The following is a 14,861-nucleotide window of genomic DNA, read 5'->3' on the forward strand; positions in this document are numbered from 1 at the left end:
CAACACCGGGAAACCTAGGTGTGACCGGCGTCACTTGCAAGAGCGGATCTACGATCAGGCGGTGGATTCACCACAAATACTTCGGCGTACGGCCTTGATCGCCACGGTGGCGGGCGGTCTGAACGCGTGTACGTCCACCGCGAAGAAGAAGCCGACAGGAGGCCCCGTGGGCAGGACCGAGCGACTCACCTATGGCCCCGACGCCTCCCAGTGGGCCGACCTGCGCCGACCCGAGACCGTGAGCCGTGGCGCCGTCGTGGTCATCCACGGCGGCTTCTGGAAGGCGGAATACGACGCCTCGCTGGGGGAGCCGCTCGCCGAGGAGCTCACCCGCGGGGGCTGGACGACCCTCAACATCGAATATCGCCGCGTCGGCAACGGCGGAGGTTTCCCCGAGACCTTCGACGACGTGCACGCCGCGATCGAGACCCTCGCCGCCACCGACGTGGACACCTCCACCCTGGTCACCCTGGGGCACTCGGCCGGCGGGCACCTCGCGACCTGGGCGGCCGCGCGCGGCCGGTTCGACCCCTGGCCTGTGCGGGTGCCGATCACCCACGTCGTCTCCCAGGCGGGTGTGGTCGACCTGACGACGGCCCACGAGGAGGGGCAGGGCGGCGGCGCGGTCCAGGCCCTGATGGGCAGCGCACCGGACCACCCCGACTATGAGCTCGCCGACCCTCGTCGGCAGGTGCCCCTCGACATACCCGCGTGGTTCGTCCACGCCGCTGACGACGACGTCGTGCCCATCAGCCAGTCGCGCGACTACGTCGCCGCCGCGCGGGCTGCCGGCGCCGAGGCCGAGCTCGTAGAGGTCGAGGGCGGCCACTTCGCGGTGATCGAGGTCGCGAGCCCGGCCTGGCGTCGGATCGTGGACATCCTCGACGACGTCAGCCCGGCAGCTGGCTGATCGAGCAGGCCCGCGCTCGGTGCGGGTCAGGGCGGCCGCGAGCGGCGAGACTAGGCTTGCGGCGTGCCCGTCCGACTCCGTCCCGCGACCCAGGACGCAGTCGCAGCTGCACTCGCGTCGCGCACGAGCGCCGACGACAAGCTGCTGGTGAAGCACTTCCTCGCGGTTCTCGCCGAGCGGGCGCCCGGCGCGTCGGTCGAGGTGCGTGTCCCGCCGTACGCCGCCGCGCAGGTCGTCCCCGGCGTGCGACACACGCGGGGAACCCCGCCGGCGGTGGTCGAGACCGACGCCGCGACCTGGATCGCCCTGGCCACCGGCGGCACGACCTGGGCCGAGGCGGTCGCGGCCGGCGCCGTCGTCGCCAGCGGCGAGCGCACCGACCTGTCGGCATACCTGCCGCTGACCCCCACCAACGAGGACTGACATGGACATCCGCTCGCTCGGGTTCCGCACCGACGTCGCCCTGCTGCAGAAGGCCGGCAGCGTCGTGGAGGACCGGGGCACCCACCTCGTGGTCCGCACGCCCGACAACCCGACCTATTTCTGGGGCAACTTCATCCTCCTCGGGGCGCCGCCGGTCCCGGGTGGAGAGCGCGAGGTGGTCGGCGCCTTCTGGACCGAGTTCCCGACCGCCGCACACGTCGCCATCGGCATCGACGGCACCGAGCCCCCCGAGGACCTGACGCCCTGGCACGACGCCGGGCTGACGAGTGAGGTCTGTGCCGTCCTGACCACGGAGCGCCTGGTGCAGCCGCTGGCCCCGGCCGCCGAGGTCGAGGTCCGACAGCTCACCACCGACGACGACTGGGAGCGATGGGCGATGCTCGGGCGGGCCGGCTATCCGAACGTCTCGCAGGGCGCCTTCCTCGCCTATGCCACGGCCAGGAACGACCAGGAACGCAGACTGGTCGAGCAGGGGCTGGGAGCACGGTTCGGTGCCTTCCTCGGCGACGAGCTCGTGAGCGCCGCCGCGGTGTTCTGTCCCGAGCCGGGGCTGGCGCGCTTCCAGACCGTCGAGACGGCCGGAGCCCATCGGCGCCAGGGCATCGGCGCGAGCGTGGTGCACGCGGCCGGCCAGCACGCCCTGACGGATCTCGCGGCGAGGACGCTCGTCATCGTGGCGGACGTCGACGGGGAGGCGCTCGGCCTCTATCGCCGGCTCGGCTTCACCGAGACCGGGCGCCAGGTCGCGCTGGAGCTGGCTGCACCTCGCTGGAGCTGACGACGGCTGCGGCTCATATGGTGCAGTCATGACCGTCGACATCCGCGCCCGCCTCACCGAGGTCCTCCCCGGCATCCGCAAGGACCTCGAAGACCTGGTCCGCATCGAGTCCGTCTCCGCCGACCCCGCCCGCGCCGGCGAGGTCGAGCGCAGTGCCGAGGCGACACGCGACCTGTTCGCCGCCGAGGGCTTCGACACCGAGATCGTCCGCGCCTTCGAGGGTGCCCCGCCCGCCGTGATCGCCAAGAAGGCCGGGCCCGAGGGTGCGCCGACGGTCCTGCTCTATGCCCACCACGACGTGCAGCCGGAGAACGACCACACCGACTGGGACTCCCCGCCCTTCGAACCCACTGAGAGAGGCGACCGTCTCTACGGCCGGGGAGCGGCCGACGACAAGGCCGGGATCGCGGCCCACCTCGGCGCCGTCCGCATCTTCGGCGACGAGCTGCCCGTCAACCTGGTGATGTTCATCGAGGGCGAGGAGGAGGTCGGCTCCGACACCCTGGTCGAGCTCCTCACCACCTACAAGGACCGCCTGGCGGCCGACGTCATCGTGATCGCCGACTCCGGCAACTGGGACATCGGCGAACCCGCGTTGACCACCAGCCTCCGAGGCCTCGTCCGGATGGACGTCGAGGTCCGCACGCTCACCCACGCCGTCCACTCCGGCATGTGGGGCGGTCTCGTGCCCGACTCGATCATGACCTTGAGCCGGCTCATCGCCAGCCTCCACGACGACGACGGCAACCTGGTGATCGAGGGCCTGCACAGCGGCCCCGCCGCCGACGTCGACTATCCCGAGGCCCGTCTGCGTGCTGAGTCCGGTGCAGCCGAGGGCGTGCAGTGGATCGGTTCTGGGTCGGCCGTCGAGCGGCTCTGGACGAAGCCTGCATTGAGCATCACCGGCCTCGACGCGCCCAAGGTCGAGGGCGCCTCCAACACCCTGGTCCCGGCCGCGCGCTGTCGGATCAGCCTCCGGGTCGCCCCGGGCGACACGACGGCCAACGCCGTTGAGTGCCTCCAGCGCCACCTCGAGAAGCACGTCGCGTGGGGCGCGACCCTCGACACGGTCGTCGTCGACACCGGGGAGGCGACCCGGATCGACGCCACCGGTCCTGCCTACGACGCTGCCCGGGCTGCGTTCGCCGAGGCATGGGACGGCACCGCGCCGGTCGACATGGGCGTCGGCGGGTCCATCCCCTTCATCGCGGAGTTCCTCGAGGCGTTCCCGCAGGCGAGCGTGCTGGTCACGGGTGTGGAGGACCCCGACACACGGGCCCACGGCGCCAACGAGGGCTTGCACCTCGCGGAGTTCGAGAAGGTCGTGCTCGCCGAGGCGCTGCTGCTGCGCAACGTCGGGCAGCTCTGAGCGCGGCCTCTATCGGGGTAGTTCAGGACAACATGGTCGTTGGAGGCCGCCCGCAACGACACTCTTGTCCTGAACTACCCGCCGATCCTGTCCTCGGCCACCGTCCGCCCCGCAGGCGGCCAGCCCGTCCACCCCGGTGCTCGCCGGTTCGGGCCAGGGCCCGGGCGCGCCTAGACTGACGCCCGTGCCTCAGCCGACCAGCCGGAAGGGCGGCGACGGCCGCCTCACCGCGGCCATCGACCCCCACGACCAGGGCCCCCAGGACGCCTGTGGCGTCTTCGGCGTCTGGGCCCCCGGCGAGGACGTCGCCAAGCTGACCTACTACGGCCTCTATGCCCTCCAGCACCGTGGCCAGGAGTCGGCCGGCATCGCGGTCAGCAACGGTCGCCAGATCCTGGTCTACAAGGACATGGGCCTGGTCTCGCAGGTCTTCGACGAGTCCACCCTGGCCTCGCTCAAGGGGCACCTCGCGGTCGGGCACGCGCGCTACTCGACCACCGGCGCCAGCACCTGGCACAACGCCCAGCCCACCTTCCACCCCACCGCCACCGGCTCCATCGCGCTCGCCCACAACGGCAACCTGATCAACACCGCCGAGCTGGCCGAGATGGTCGCCAGCGGTGAGTCCGAGGGACTCCTCGACCTCAAGGTGCGGATGCCGGCCACCGCCACCAACGACACCTCGGTGGTCACCGAGCTGCTGGCCCACCACCCCGGCCAGACGGTCGAGGAGCGGGCCGCCGAGCTGCTGCCCCAGATCGAGGGCGCCTACTCCTTCATCTGGATGGACGAGCACACGCTGTATGCCGCTCGCGACCCCCAAGGCATCCGGCCCCTGGTCCTCGGACGGCTCGAGCGCGGCTGGGTCGTCGCCTCCGAGACCGCAGCCCTGGACATCGTGGGGGCCTCGTTCATCCGGGAGATCGAGCCGGGTGAGCTGATCGCCGTCGACGAGAACGGCCTGCGCACCCAGCGGTTCGCCGAGGCGGCGCCGAAGCACTGCCTGTTCGAGTTCGTCTATCTCGCCCGCCCCGACACGATCATGGTCAGCCAGCGGGTGCACAGCGTGCGCGTCGAGATCGGCCGCCGCCTGGCCAAGGCGTTCCCGGCCGACGCCGACCTCGTCATACCCGTGCCTGAGTCCGGCACCCCGAGCGCCATCGGCTATGCGGAGGCCTCCGGCATCCCCTACGGCATGGGCCTGGTCAAGAACTCCTACGTCGGCCGCACCTTCATCCAGCCGAGCCAGACGATCCGCCAGCTCGGCATCCGGCTCAAGCTCAACCCGCTGCGCGACGTCATCGAGGGCAAGCGCCTGGTCGTGGTCGACGACTCGATCGTCCGCGGCAACACCCAGCGCTCACTGGTGCGGATGCTGCGGGAGGCGGGTGCGCGCGAGGTGCACGTGAGGATCTCGTCCCCGCCGGTGAAGTGGCCGTGCTTCTACGGCATCGACTTCGCCACCCGGGCCGAGCTCATCGCCAACGGCCTCACCACCGACGAGATCTGCCGTTCCATCGACGCCGACTCGCTGGGCTACATCGATCTCGACGACCTCATCGAGGCCACGTCGGTCCCCAAGCCCGACCTGTGCCGGGCCTGCTTCGACGGGGTCTACCCGATCGAGCTGCCCGACGCCGACCGGCTGGGCAAGCACCTGCTCGAGGTGCCCGCCGACGCGACTGCGCTGCCTGTCCTCAACAACCCCTGACGGCTCGACCCCGAACCGATCGACGCGAGTGGAGACCACGTGACCGACCTTCCCACCAGTGGTGCCTATGCCGAGGCCGGCGTGTCGATCGAGGCCGCCGACCGCGCGATCGACCTGATGAAGGGCTGGGTGGAGAAGGCCCGCCGGCCCGAGATGATCGGTGGGCTCGGCGGGTTCGCCGGGCTCTTCGACGCCACGGCACTGACCAGGTTCGAGCGCCCGTTGCTCGCCACGTCGACCGACGGTGTCGGCACCAAGGTCGCCATCGCCCAGCAGATGGACGTCCACGACACGATCGGCTTCGACCTCGTCGGGATGGTCGTCGACGACCTCGTGGTGTGCGGGGCCGAGCCGCTCTTCATGACCGACTACATCGCCACCGGCCGGGTCGTGCCCGAACGGATCGCGGCGATCGTCAAGGGCATCGCCGAGGCCTGCGTGGTCGCCGGCTGCGCGCTCATCGGCGGCGAGACGGCCGAGCACCCGGGACTGCTCGACCCCGACGAGTACGACGTCGCCGGGGCAGCGACCGGCGTCGTCGAGGCCGACCGGCTGCTCGGCCCGGGCCGCGTGCGACCTGGTGACGTGGTGCTGGCCATGGGCTCCAGCGGCCTGCACTCCAACGGCTACTCCCTCGTGCGTCACGTCCTGCTCAACACCGCCGGCTGGGCCCTGGACCGCGACGTCGACGTCCTCGGGCGCACCCTGGGCGAGGAGCTCCTCGAGCCGACCCGCATCTATGCCCGGGCCTGCCTCGACCTGGCGGACGGCGTCGAGGTGCACGCGATGTCGCACGTCACCGGCGGGGGACTCGCGGCCAACCTCGAGCGGGTCATGCCGGTCGAGCTCAGCGCGACGCTCGACCGCGCCACCTGGAGCCTGCCGCCCGTCTTCTCGCTGGTCGCCGACGTCGGCGGAGTCTCCCGCGAGGACCTCGAGGCGACGCTCAACTGCGGCGTCGGGATGGTCGCTCTGCTGGCCCCGGAGGCGGCCGACGTCGCGATCACGCTGCTGGCCCGCCACGACATCCCGGCGTGGGTGGCCGGCGAGGTCCGTGAGGGCGGAGACGGCCGGGTGACGCTCACCGGGGACCACCGCTGACGCTGCCGACCTGAGAATCTCATGGGTTTACGGCGCCCCGACGTGCGGGAACACCCAGGCAGCAGGTAGCGTTGCACCCACGAGAAATCTTATGGATAGTCCGGGCGCCTCGTTGCCCCGGCCGAGTTGCGAGGGGGCTGACCCTATGGGGCGCGGCCGAGCTAAAGCCAAGCAGACGAAGGTCGCACGCGACCTGAAGTACCGCACGCACGAGACGGACTTCGGGGCGCTCGCCAGTGAGTTGCACGGCGACAGTGGCAAGCAGCAGGACGAGGTGGATCCCGAGGTGCTCGAGAAGTGGTCCGACGTCATCGAGCCCTCGCGCGACTGACGCAGCTGCTCTGAGCCGAGGTCGATGACCCGAAGGACCGGGTCACCGACCTCGCCGTACGAGGATCAGGGCAGCCACACGCCGCGGAGCCGTCCGACGTCGCGCATGCGACGCTCGGCGAGCCGGTCGGCCGCGATGGCCGGCGGCACGCCCTCGGCGCGAGCGATCTCGAACACGGTCCTGGTCGTGTCGAAGATGCCGGCAGCGCGCTGCTTGGCACGCTCGAACGAGAAGCCCTCGAGCTCGTCGGCGACCTGGATCAGGCCGCCGGCGTTGACGCAGTAGTCGGGCGCGTAGAGGATCCCGCGGTCCTCGAGCTGCTTCTCGACGCCCGGGTGCGCGAGCTGGTTGTTGGCGGCGCCGCAGACGATCTCGGCGCTCAGCGCGTCGACCACCTCGTCGGTGAGCGCGTTGCCGAGGGCGCACGGCGCATAGACGTCGATCGGTGAGGACACGAGCGCCTGCGTGGAGGCGACGACGTCGACCTGGGGGAACTCCTCGCGGACCGCCTCGACCGAGGGCGCGTGCACGTCGGTGACGACGACGCTCGCGCCGTCCTCGATCAGGTAGCGGACCAGGTGTCGTCCGACCTTGCCCACGCCTGCGACGCCGACGGTCCGACCCGCCAGGGTGTCGGTGCCCCACGTGGCCACGGCCGCGGCGCGCATGCCCTGGAAGACGCCGAAGGCAGTCAGCACCGAGCTGTCGCCCGCACCGCCGTGGGCGACGGTGCGGCCGGTCACGAAGTCGCACTCGCGAGCGATGTGGTCCATGTCGGCCGAGAACGTGCCGACGTCGCAGGCGGTGTAGTAGCGACCGTTGAGCGACTGGACGAAGCGGCCATAGGCGCGGAGCAGCGCCTCGGTCTTGAGCGCAGCCGGGTCGCCGATGATGACGGCCTTGCCGCCGCCGAGGTCGAGACCGGCGAGCGCCGCCTTGTAGGACATCCCTCGCGAGAGGGCGAGAACGTCCTCGATCGCCGCGTCCGTGGACGGGTAGGGATAGAACCTGGTGCCGCCGAGGGCCGGGCCGAGGGCGGTGGAGTGGATGGCGATGATCGCCCGGAGGCCCGTCGCCTCGTCGTTGGCGAAGACCACCTGCTCGTGCTCGTGACCGAGCTCGAAGACGTCAACAGACATGGGTGCTGTCCTTATTTCTCTCGTGGGTGCGACCACGCGGTGGCGCGGCCTGGTCGAGCGACCACATGGGTGGTGACCGCTGTCACATCCAGCCTAGACGCGCCCGGTCTCCCGTTGCACGACGAGGTCGCCGTGGGTGCCGTAGCCGAGCAGCCGTCCGCCCGTGGGTCGACCGTTGAAGGTGAGCATGAGCCAGCCGTCCTCGGTCTCGACCAGCGTGGGCCAGGGCAGGTTCGTCGGGTATGCCGCCGCCAGCTCGCCCACCTCGCGCAGGTCGAGGTCGAAGACCGGGTGGCGCCGGCGCTGTCCACGTCGTCCCGCCGGACCGTCACTGGCCAGGACCCGCCACTGGCCGTCGATCTTCACCAGGGTCGTCCCCTCGGTGGCTCGACGGTCGGTCGCGGCCGCGCGCAGCGAGAGCTCCTCGAGCCTGCGGCCGCTCGCGAGCGCTGGATGGAACCGGAAGAACTTCCGGGCGCTGGCGAAGCCGACGAGCCACTCGTGCCCGGTGTGCACGAGGTGCGGGTCCCACACCCCGACGGAGCGGAAGCCGTCGGTGGGCAGGGGCAGCTCCTCGGTGTCGAGAACGTGGACGCCTGTCGTCACGTCACTGCGGGTGCGAGCGATCGTGGCCCGCACCGAGCGCTTCGGGTCGGCGTGCCGGAAGTCGCCCCAGGTGCTGGTGGCGACCAGCCAGCCGTCACCGTCGCGGACGACGTGGGTGGCGTGGTCGCCATACACGCCGGGACGGTCGGGACGCCGGAACCACAGGTCGCTGCGGTGCTCGAGGTCGAAGGAGTCGGGGTCGAACGACCACACCGACGTGTGGGCCGTGGCGAAGAAGCCGGGCCCGGCGGAGGTGGCGCTGATCAGCAGCCGGGCTCGGTCACGCACCGGGCTGCCGTCGCGTGCGGTCACGAGCCTGATGTCGCGCAGGCCGAGCTGCCCGAACCGTCCCGCCGTCGCCGGAGCGCTGCACTCGACCTGCAGGCCGGCGAGAAGTGCCTCGTCGTGCACGTCGACGCGGGTCGCGGGGTCGGCGAGGTCGATCCTCGCCCGCCCGACCCAGCGCTCGGCCTCGCAGGTGAGCAGAGTGAGCTGCGTGCCTGTCAGTGTCAGCGCCATGGCGCTCGGCTCCTGGTCGCAGCGGCCGTGCCTGCGGCTGCGATGGGTCGATGTCCGGCCGGCGTGGTCGAACACCAGCGCCGCGTGCCCACGCGCGACGCTGCCCGCCAGGCGGTGGTCGCCGAGCCGGAAGGCGAGTGTCCCCTCGCCGCCCGGCATCACGACCGTTGCTCCCGGCGCGGGCATCGGCATCGGATGGGCTCCGGCCACCGGCAGGTCGATCGAGGACCCGGGTGCGAGGAGGTCGATCGGCCGAAGTCGCCGCACGATCTCGAGGCGGGGGAGCACCCGGTGAGTGTGTCATCGGGTGCAACGAGCGAAGCGCCCGGTCGGGACGTGACCGGGCGCTTCGTCTGCTGGTGGCCAGGGGCGGGGTCGAACCGCCGACCTACCGATTTTCAGTCGGTCGCTCGTACCAACTGAGCTACCTGGCCAAGCGGGGGAAGAATACATGAGGCGCTGGTCCGGTCAGGAATCCAGTCCCCGCATTTGGGCGGCTCCCCGGCCCAGCCCTATGCTGTACGACGCCTCAGCGGTCTCTGTCTCGACAGGGTCCCGGCAGGCAGGCCCCCATCGTCTAGCGGCCTAGGACGTCGCCCTTTCACGGCGGTAGCACGGGTTCGAATCCCGTTGGGGGTGCAGCTTCTCGCCCGGCTTCCTCTCGATTGGGAGGGGGGCTGGACGATGGGTTAGAGTTCCACCGCTTCGACAGTTGCGTCACCACCAGCAGCGTCGCGGCAGCATCATCATGGCCCCGTAGCGCAGTTGGTTAGCGCGCCGCCCTGTCACGGCGGAGGCCGCGGGTTCGAGTCCCGTCGGGGTCGCCAGCACTGGCCCGGAGCACTGCTCCGGGCCAGTCCTCATTTCGTCGCACGCCTAGGCTGGACGCGTGCCAGTTGAGCTCTCACCCGACGACTTCGATCGCTTGGTGACCGACGCGCTCGATGCCCTGCCCGACGAGGTCGCCCGCCTGGTCCACAACGTCGTGGTGCTCGTGCAACCGACGGCTCCGCCGGAGGATCCCGACCTGCTGGGCATCTATGACGGCGTTGCCCTGACCGAGCGGGCGGCCAACCACGCCGGCGACCTGCCCGACCGGATCCTGCTCTTCCGCGACAACCTCCTCGCCTTCTGCGACTCCGCCGAGCAGGTGGAGGAGGAGGTCCGCATCACCGTGGTGCACGAGATCGCCCACCACTTCGGCATCGACGATGCGCGTCTCGACGAGCTGGGCTATGCCTGAGCCAGGCCCCTCACGCGACCGCTGAGCCGAGCCAGAACCCGAGGGCGCACGCCGCGAGGGCCAGCGCCACGGTCGTTGCTGCATAGGTAGGACCCAGCCGCGGCCCACGCTCCACGGACTGCACCGCGAACGAGGAGAAGGACGTGAGGGCCCCGCAGAAGCCGGTGGCGAGGAAGGCCCACGCATGGTCGCCGAGCGAGAGCGCCGCGAACAGGCCGACCAGCAACGATCCCACGGTGTTGACGAGCAGCGTCCCCGATGGCCACCGCCCATCGAGCGTGTGGGCGCAGGCATAGCGCAGGGGCGCTCCGACGGCGGCGCCCAGCGCGACGAGGAGCACGCTCACGTGAGGGCGTCCGCTGGCTCGGGGCGGTGTGAAAGGCGTCGCCCGGCGAAGGCCGCAAGCATCGCCACCGCGAGGGTGCCGCCGACATACAGGCCCGCCAGCGCGAGGTCACCGGCCGTCGCCAGCGCGCGTGCCTGGTCGGCGTAGGTGGAGACGGTCGTGAAGCCGCCGAGCAGGCCCGGTCCGGCGAAGAGGGTCACCAGGTGGTTGCGGCCGTCGATCAGGGGGAGCAGGCCGAGGGCGAAGCACCCCACGACGTTGATGGCGAAGGTCGTCCACGGGAATCCGGGGCCGTCCGCGACGCCGAGACCGAGACCCCAGCGGAGTGCAGCTCCCACGGCGGCGCCCGCGGCGACGACGACGAGGTCGCCAGGTCGGAGCGGGGCGCTCACGAGACCTGCTGGTTGCCGATCGGCGGGGCAGCGGGGTTGAAGGCCGTCGGCGCCGCGCCGCCGATCTGGCGGATGTATTCGTTGAGATACCAGACGTGGAAGGCGCGCTGCTCGGCCGAGCGCTGGACCGACAGGAGCCTCTCGGCCTTGCAGAAGGCGTCGGCCAGGTCGAACATCTCCATCATGGTGCTCAGGAGCGGGGCCGCCTCGGGTTCGACCGACACCTCCAGGTCGATCGTGGCTGCGCCGGCACGTCGCGCGCTCTTGACCGCCATGTGCACCTCGCGCGGGACGTGGCGTTCGTAGTCGGCGAACATCGAGGACAGGTTGGCGGCCAGCGGATAGGCCTCCTGGTGAGCCACTGCGAGCAGTCGGAGCTCGCGTCGCAGGTCGGCGTACTGCCTGCTCAAGGTCATCGCCAGGGCGACGTCGAGGCCGCGCAGGCTCACCGGAACCGCGTTGCCGGTGGGTGGTGCGAACGCCGGCTCGACGTGGCTGTCGAACACCGGTGAGGGCGGCGGGTGTCCGTCCATGCTCGACGCGGGCTCGAACCACACCACCTTCCCCTGGGGCTCCATCGAGGCACCCCACGCGACCGAGGCCATCGCCACCATCGACAGGCCCCGCCCGAAGGTCGCGAGGTAGTCGTCGGAGTCGGTCGCGTGCGCTGGTGACTCCGGTGGTTTCGGCGAGCCGTCGAGCACCTCGATCCGCGGGTGCGAAGCGGTTCCGCGCAGCCGCACCGAGATGGGCGCCGCGCCGTGCAGGATCGCGTTCGCGACCAGCTCTGCCGTGCCGAGCTCCGCGCACTCCAGCAGGTCCTGGCGCCCGAGCTGCTGGATCAGTCGCGCGACCCAGCGCCGCGCGTCGGCGGCGGCGCGGGGGGACTGGGCCAGCGGCAGCGGGGCCTGGTTCAGCGGCAAGGGGCTCTTTCGGGCAAGAGGACAGTCCGGCGTCGCATGCCTACCCAGTGGTCCGGAGGGGCAAACGTGATCTTCGACATTATTTCTCCCAGTCCCTGCGTGTGACGAACCCGACCCGTCCCCCGAGTTCGCTTCCGGGAGTCGCAGGCAGGAGACTTGAAGGACATCATCGAGCAGCATGCATTGATTCGTGCGCGCGGCTCGCGACGTTTCGGCTCTCGAGAGGAAAGACATGTCGACGGTCCAGGCCCCATCCGCCCACCGGGTGGTCGTGATCGGCTCCGGGTTCGGCGGCCTCTTCGGCACCAAGGCGCTGCGACGCTCGCCTGTCGACGTCACGATGGTCGCCAAGACCACCCACCACCTGTTCCAGCCGCTGCTCTACCAGGTGGCGACCGGCATCCTCAGCGAGGGCGAGATCGCTCCGCCGACCCGCGAGGTGCTGAGCAGCCAGAAGAACGCGCAGGTCCTGCTGGGTGAGGTGACCGGCATCGACCTCGAGTCGCGGATCGTCACCAGCCACGTCCTCGGCCGGGAGACGGTGACCCCCTACGACTCCCTGATCGTGGCGGCGGGCGCGACGCAGTCCTACTTCGGCAACAACCACTTCTCCGAGCACGCCCCCGGCATGAAGAGCATCGACGATGCCCTGGAGCTGCGGGGCCGCATCTTCGGCGCCTTCGAGATGGCCGAGCTCGGGCCAACCGCGGCGACAACGTCGACCACCTCCTGACCTTCGTGGTCGTCGGCGCCGGCCCCACCGGCGTGGAGATGGCCGGACAGATCGCCGAGCTGGCCCACCGCACGCTCAAGCGCGACTTCCGCGCCATCAACACCCGCAGCGCTCGCGTGATCCTGCTCGACGCGGCGCCCCAGGTCCTGCCGCCGTTCGGTCAGAAGCTCGGCGCGAAGGCCAAGTCCGAGCTCGAGGACCTCGGCGTCGAGGTCATCCTCGGGGCGATGGTGACCGGGGTCGACGAGCGCGGCATCGAGATGAAGTTCAAGGACGGCCGCGTCGAACGCATCAACACCGTCACCAAGATCTGGGCCGCCGGCGTCCAGGCGAGCTCGTTGGGCCGGACCCTCGCCGAGCAGACCGGAGCCCCCCTCGACCGGGCCGGCCGGATCGGCGTCAACCCGGACCTGACGTTGCCGGGCCACCCGGAGGTCTTCGTCGTCGGCGACATGATCGCGCTCGACAACCTCCCCGGCGTCGCGCAGGTGGCGATCCAGGGGGCGAAGTATGCCGCCAAGGAGATCCACAACCGGCTGCACGACAAGGCACCGCAGCAGCCGTTCAAGTACTTCGACAAGGGCTCGATGGCCATCATCAGCCGGTTCAACGCGGTGGCGATGGTCGGCAAGCTACGTCTCACCGGGATCATCGCCTGGTTGATGTGGCTCGCCGTACACCTCGTCTACATCACCGGCTTCAAGAGCCGCGTCACCGCCGTCCTCCACTGGGCCATCTCGTTCCTGGGGCGTGGCCGCTCGGAGCGGACGACGACCGAGCAGCAGATCTTCGCGCGCGCCGCGCTGGCCCGGCTCCAGGGCGGGGCGACCGACCTCGTGTCGGCCCCCGGCGCCTATGACGCCGCGCGCGAGCTCATGGAGACAACCCGTCGCCAGGAGCTCGAGGCGCTGGCCGCTGAAGAGGCCCGCCTCACCGACAGCGGCGCCCGCGGGGTTCCGACCGAGCAGCGCTGAGCGCTACTCGAAGCGCTCTGGTTGCTCCTGCTCGCTGCGCGCCCACCTGGGCAGGATGAAGACGCCCTCGGCCTCGACGCAGACGCCTTCGGCGTCACAGATCTGACCCACGGCGAACGTCTTGTAGCCCTCGGTCCGCTCGACCCGCGCCTCCGCGCGCAGTGCTCCCAGGGGCGTACCGCGGCGATAGCGGACCGTCAGGGTGCCGGTCATCCCCGGACTCCCCGCCGCCGCGGCCGCCTCACCCAGCAGCTGGTCGAGGATGAGCGCCGAGACGCCGCCGTGGACCAGGCTCGGCGGGCCTTCGTATGCCGAGGAGAGCTCGAAGTCGGACCACACGTGGTCGGTCTCGTGGACGACCTTCAGCGGGGGAGCGACGGGGTTGCGCACCCCCACCACGGCGTTGCCCCACGGGCGGGTCGGACCCTGGCGTGAGTGGCGCAGGCCGTAGGGACCCTCGGCGACGTCCTGGGAGAGCACGTCGATGGCCGCCTGCAGGTGCTCCAGGGCCCGGGCGGTCGACGCTGCATCGACCTGGCTGCGGATGCACAGGTCGGCCAACCGCCGCGTCGCCTCGGTGATGGGCTCATAGGTCGCCCGCTCGGTCTCGATCTCCTCGACGGTCGCGTCATCGACCTGGTAGCCACTCATGGCGGCACCCTACGGGTGACGCCGGCGGTCGCGTGGCCCGAGGAGGTCGGCACTGTCATGGCTCCACGCTGGAGCCGGCCCGCACTCTGCGAGGTGAGTTCGGCTAACCTGCGACCACCGTCGGCGGATGGCGAGTCCACCCCGTCGCGGCCCCGGGCCCTTAGCTCAGTTGGTAGAGCGTCGGACTTTTAATCCGCTGGTCGTCGGTTCGAGCCCGACAGGGCCTACTCGTTGTTTGCGCTGGTAGGACACAGAATCATGTGACCCCTACTGGTTCGTGGTGCATGATTCGCCCCTCCTAGACCCGTCCTACCGCCGAGCGCAGTCCCTCGAGACCCCGAGGCACGCCCTAGGGCTGTATGCCGCGTGGGTCCGTGCCGCGCTGTCGTCGGGTCTGTGGACAACGACGGTGCCGGCAGGGCCGGTGAGGTAACAAGGCAGACACGGAGCATGCCCGGACTGGTACAGCAAGGTTCACCCATTTGGGTGAAGACAATAGCTGAGGTTAACCATTCATTCCCATTAGGAACATGATGTCTTCATTGGCTGGGCCTGCCTCCCACCCACGACACGCCACCCTCTCCGGTGCTTGGCGGTCGTGCATGCCACTGGTGAACCGTCGCGGTCGATGTGCGTCTGATCGTTGCGACAAGACACCTGGCTGAGATCGGCCGCGCTGAGCACGACGACT

At 70.5% G+C, this 14,861-nt stretch carries 16 protein-coding genes and 4 tRNA genes; 13 read left to right on the plus strand and 7 right to left on the minus strand.

The genetic code is table 11. The features are described from left to right. Nucleotides 1-61 precede the first annotated feature (61 nt). The 7 genes from G7071_RS06780 to G7071_RS06810 all read left to right on the plus strand — a co-directional run bounded on the left by G7071_RS06780 (nt 62) and on the right by G7071_RS06810 (nt 6,644). Nucleotides 62-910, plus strand: coding sequence for an alpha/beta hydrolase family protein (locus G7071_RS06780; protein ID WP_206062934.1), 849 nt, complete (start codon nt 62-64; stop codon nt 908-910). 63 nt (nt 911-973) lie between these two features. Continuing rightward, complete coding sequence (locus tag G7071_RS06785; protein WP_166316531.1) at nt 974-1,333, plus strand: sterol carrier family protein; 360 nt, start codon at nt 974-976, stop codon at nt 1,331-1,333. A gap of 1 nt (nt 1,334) precedes the next feature. Next, entirely contained in the window at nt 1,335-2,132 is a 798-nt protein-coding gene (locus G7071_RS06790; protein ID WP_166316534.1) for a GNAT family N-acetyltransferase, read from the plus strand. 28 nt (nt 2,133-2,160) lie between these two features. Further along, nucleotides 2,161-3,501, plus strand: coding sequence for a dipeptidase (locus G7071_RS06795; protein ID WP_166316537.1), 1,341 nt, complete (start codon nt 2,161-2,163; stop codon nt 3,499-3,501). Nucleotides 3,502-3,685: 184 nt separating this feature from the next. Then, nucleotides 3,686-5,212 carry an amidophosphoribosyltransferase gene (gene purF, locus G7071_RS06800; protein WP_166316540.1) on the plus strand — a complete coding sequence of 509 codons (1,527 nt, stop codon included), beginning with the start codon at nt 3,686-3,688 and terminating at the stop codon, nt 5,210-5,212. Between the two features lie 39 nt (nt 5,213-5,251). After that, nucleotides 5,252-6,313: a phosphoribosylformylglycinamidine cyclo-ligase gene (gene purM / locus G7071_RS06805; protein ID WP_166316543.1), complete on the plus strand. Its 1,062-nt coding sequence runs from the start codon at nt 5,252-5,254 to the stop codon at nt 6,311-6,313. 145 nt (nt 6,314-6,458) lie between these two features. Next, complete coding sequence (locus tag G7071_RS06810; protein ID WP_166316546.1) at nt 6,459-6,644, plus strand: DUF3073 domain-containing protein; 186 nt, start codon at nt 6,459-6,461, stop codon at nt 6,642-6,644. Nucleotides 6,645-6,709: 65 nt separating this feature from the next. Here G7071_RS06810 and G7071_RS06815 read toward each other — a convergent pair whose 3' ends face one another. The 3 genes from G7071_RS06815 to G7071_RS06825 all read right to left on the minus strand — a co-directional run bounded on the left by G7071_RS06815 (nt 6,710) and on the right by G7071_RS06825 (nt 9,342). After that, nucleotides 6,710-7,783: a Glu/Leu/Phe/Val family dehydrogenase gene (locus G7071_RS06815; RefSeq protein WP_166316549.1), complete on the minus strand. Its 1,074-nt coding sequence runs from the start codon at nt 7,781-7,783 to the stop codon at nt 6,710-6,712. A gap of 93 nt (nt 7,784-7,876) precedes the next feature. After that, the gene (locus tag G7071_RS06820) at nt 7,877-9,196 is read right to left on the minus strand and encodes a hypothetical protein (protein WP_166316552.1); all 1,320 of its coding nucleotides are present in this window, start codon (nt 9,194-9,196) and stop codon (nt 7,877-7,879) included. Nucleotides 9,197-9,265: 69 nt separating this feature from the next. After that, nucleotides 9,266-9,342, minus strand: a tRNA-Phe gene (locus G7071_RS06825). Between the two features lie 132 nt (nt 9,343-9,474). Between G7071_RS06825 and G7071_RS06830 the strand changes: the two genes are divergently transcribed. The 3 genes from G7071_RS06830 to G7071_RS06840 all read left to right on the plus strand — a co-directional run bounded on the left by G7071_RS06830 (nt 9,475) and on the right by G7071_RS06840 (nt 10,151). Continuing rightward, nucleotides 9,475-9,547: transfer RNA gene (locus G7071_RS06830), tRNA-Glu, on the plus strand. Nucleotides 9,548-9,658: 111 nt separating this feature from the next. Beyond that, nucleotides 9,659-9,735, plus strand: a tRNA-Asp gene (locus tag G7071_RS06835). Nucleotides 9,736-9,797: 62 nt separating this feature from the next. Next, nucleotides 9,798-10,151, plus strand: coding sequence for a metallopeptidase family protein (locus G7071_RS06840; protein WP_166316555.1), 354 nt, complete (start codon nt 9,798-9,800; stop codon nt 10,149-10,151). 10 nt (nt 10,152-10,161) lie between these two features. On the opposite strand, the gene G7071_RS06845 is transcribed toward G7071_RS06840, so the two are convergent. The 3 genes from G7071_RS06845 to G7071_RS06855 are packed head-to-tail and all read right to left on the minus strand — an operon-like array spanning nt 10,162 to nt 11,812. After that, nucleotides 10,162-10,497 carry a fluoride efflux transporter FluC gene (locus G7071_RS06845; RefSeq protein WP_166316558.1) on the minus strand — a complete coding sequence of 112 codons (336 nt, stop codon included), beginning with the start codon at nt 10,495-10,497 and terminating at the stop codon, nt 10,162-10,164. Next, entirely contained in the window at nt 10,494-10,889 is a 396-nt protein-coding gene (locus tag G7071_RS06850) for a fluoride efflux transporter FluC (protein ID WP_166316561.1), read from the minus strand. Before G7071_RS06850 ends, G7071_RS06845 begins: the two co-directional genes overlap by 4 nt. Further along, nucleotides 10,886-11,812, minus strand: coding sequence for an ATP-binding protein (locus G7071_RS06855; protein WP_166316564.1), 927 nt, complete (start codon nt 11,810-11,812; stop codon nt 10,886-10,888). Before G7071_RS06855 ends, G7071_RS06850 begins: the two co-directional genes overlap by 4 nt. 232 nt (nt 11,813-12,044) lie before the next feature. On the opposite strand from G7071_RS06855, the gene G7071_RS19065 reads away from it, so the two are divergent. Together G7071_RS19065 and G7071_RS06860 are read left to right on the plus strand one after the other, a co-directional pair. Further along, a complete protein-coding gene (locus G7071_RS19065) occupies nt 12,045-12,545 on the plus strand; it encodes an NAD(P)/FAD-dependent oxidoreductase (protein ID WP_246210555.1) in 501 nt (166 codons plus the stop codon). Between the two features lie 5 nt (nt 12,546-12,550). Continuing rightward, entirely contained in the window at nt 12,551-13,519 is a 969-nt protein-coding gene (locus tag G7071_RS06860) for an NAD(P)/FAD-dependent oxidoreductase (RefSeq protein WP_246210556.1), read from the plus strand. A 3-nt stretch (nt 13,520-13,522) separates the two neighbouring features. Here G7071_RS06860 and G7071_RS06865 read toward each other — a convergent pair whose 3' ends face one another. Continuing rightward, nucleotides 13,523-14,170 carry a PaaI family thioesterase gene (locus G7071_RS06865; protein ID WP_166316567.1) on the minus strand — a complete coding sequence of 216 codons (648 nt, stop codon included), beginning with the start codon at nt 14,168-14,170 and terminating at the stop codon, nt 13,523-13,525. Between the two features lie 154 nt (nt 14,171-14,324). On the opposite strand from G7071_RS06865, the gene G7071_RS06870 reads away from it, so the two are divergent. Continuing rightward, a tRNA-Lys gene (locus G7071_RS06870) sits at nt 14,325-14,397 on the plus strand. Nucleotides 14,398-14,861: the final 464 nt, after the last annotated feature.

It is taken from the genome of Nocardioides piscis (genome assembly GCF_011300215.1).
Lineage (GTDB): Bacteria > Actinomycetota > Actinomycetes > Propionibacteriales > Nocardioidaceae > Nocardioides > Nocardioides piscis.

What these genes read in the sequence shown, in the direction of transcription:
- G7071_RS06790 (WP_166316534.1), top strand. Translation starts at nt 1,335, where the DNA reads ATGGACATCCGCTCGCTCGGGTTCCGCACCGACGTCGCCCTGCTGCAG.
- G7071_RS06795 (WP_166316537.1), top strand. Translation starts at nt 2,161, where the DNA reads ATGACCGTCGACATCCGCGCCCGCCTCACCGAGGTCCTCCCCGGCATC.
- G7071_RS06810 (WP_166316546.1), top strand. Translation starts at nt 6,459, where the DNA reads ATGGGGCGCGGCCGAGCTAAAGCCAAGCAGACGAAGGTCGCACGCGAC.
- G7071_RS06815 (WP_166316549.1), bottom strand. Translation starts at nt 7,783, where the DNA reads ATGTCTGTTGACGTCTTCGAGCTCGGTCACGAGCACGAGCAGGTGGTC.
- G7071_RS19065 (WP_246210555.1), top strand. Translation starts at nt 12,045, where the DNA reads ATGTCGACGGTCCAGGCCCCATCCGCCCACCGGGTGGTCGTGATCGGC.
- G7071_RS06865 (WP_166316567.1), bottom strand. Translation starts at nt 14,170, where the DNA reads ATGAGTGGCTACCAGGTCGATGACGCGACCGTCGAGGAGATCGAGACC.